Source organism: Psychrobacter faecalis, from assembly GCF_016107575.1.
GTDB classification, from domain to species: domain Bacteria; phylum Pseudomonadota; class Gammaproteobacteria; order Pseudomonadales; family Moraxellaceae; genus Psychrobacter; species Psychrobacter faecalis.
The window spans coordinates 1-1,213 of record NZ_JABAST010000083.1 but is presented as its reverse complement, the minus strand read 5'-3'; the positions used below and the strand labels follow the sequence as shown (position 1 = coordinate 1,213).

General features: G+C 50.6%; 1 protein-coding gene. It reads right to left on the bottom strand.

Annotated features, from left to right (window positions below):
* Nucleotides 1–4 precede the first annotated feature (4 nt).
* The gene (gene tuf, locus JFC07_RS13010; protein ID WP_068404023.1) at nucleotides 5–1,195 is read right to left on the bottom strand and encodes an elongation factor Tu; all 1,191 of its coding nucleotides are present in this window, start codon (nucleotides 1,193–1,195) and stop codon (nucleotides 5–7) included.
* Nucleotides 1,196–1,213: the final 18 nt, after the last annotated feature.

Here is a 1,213-nt window from a genome sequence, read left to right as displayed (position 1 = left end):
ATGCTTAGCTAAGGACGTTAGCAACAACACCAGCACCTACGGTACGGCCGCCTTCACGAATTGCGAAGCGTAGACCTTTGTCCATAGCGATTGGATGGATAAGCTCTACGCCCATCTCAACGTTGTCACCAGGCATAACCATTTCGGTACCGTCTTGTAATTGGATTGCGCCAGTTACGTCAGTGGTACGGAAGTAGAACTGTGGACGATAGCCGTTTAGGAATGGTGTGTGACGACCACCCTCTTCTTTTGACAGTACGTATACTTCTGCGTCAAATTTGGTGTGCGGGGTGATTGAACCTGGCTTGGCTAGTACTTGGCCACGTTGTACGTCTTCACGTTTAGTACCACGTAGTAGTACGCCACAGTTTTCGCCTGCACGACCTTCGTCTAGCAGTTTACGGAACATCTCTACACCAGTACAGGTGGTTTTTTGGGTGTCACGGATACCGACGATTTCGATTTCGTCACCAACACGGACGATACCTGATTCAACACGACCGGTTACTACGGTACCACGGCCTGAGATTGAGAATACGTCTTCGATTGGCATTAGGAATGCTTTGTCAACGTCACGCTCTGGCTCTGGGATGTAGGTGTCTAGGATGCCTAGTAGTTCTACAACGGCTGGTTGGCCGTATTGACCTTCGTCGCCTTTAAGGGCTTGGGTGGCACTCCCTTTGACGATTGGGGTGTCGTCACCTGGGAAGTCGTAGTCGTTAAGCAGTTCACGAACTTCCATTTCTACTAGCTCAAGCAATTCTTCGTCGTCAACAAGGTCACATTTGTTCATGAAGACGATGATGTACGGTACGCCAACCTGACGTGATAGCAGGATGTGCTCACGGGTTTGTGGCATTGGGCCGTCAGTTGCTGATACGACTAGGATTGCGCCGTCCATTTGGGCTGCACCGGTGATCATGTTTTTAACATAGTCGGCGTGACCTGGGCAATCAACGTGGGCGTAGTGACGGGTTGGGGTGTCATATTCTACGTGTGAGGTGTTGATGGTGATGCCACGTGCTTTTTCTTCTGGTGCGCTATCAATCGCGGCGTAGTCTTTGGCTTCGCCACCAGAGGTGATTGCGGCTACGGTTGCGATAGCGGCAGTTAATGTTGTTTTACCGTGGTCAACGTGTCCGATGGTACCGACGTTGACGTGTGGCTTGCTGCGTTCAAACTTGGCCTTTGCCATGGGTATTTCCTCTTTATT

What these genes read in the sequence shown, in the direction of transcription:
- tuf (WP_068404023.1), bottom strand. Translation starts at nt 1,195, where the DNA reads ATGGCAAAGGCCAAGTTTGAACGCAGCAAGCCACACGTCAACGTCGGT.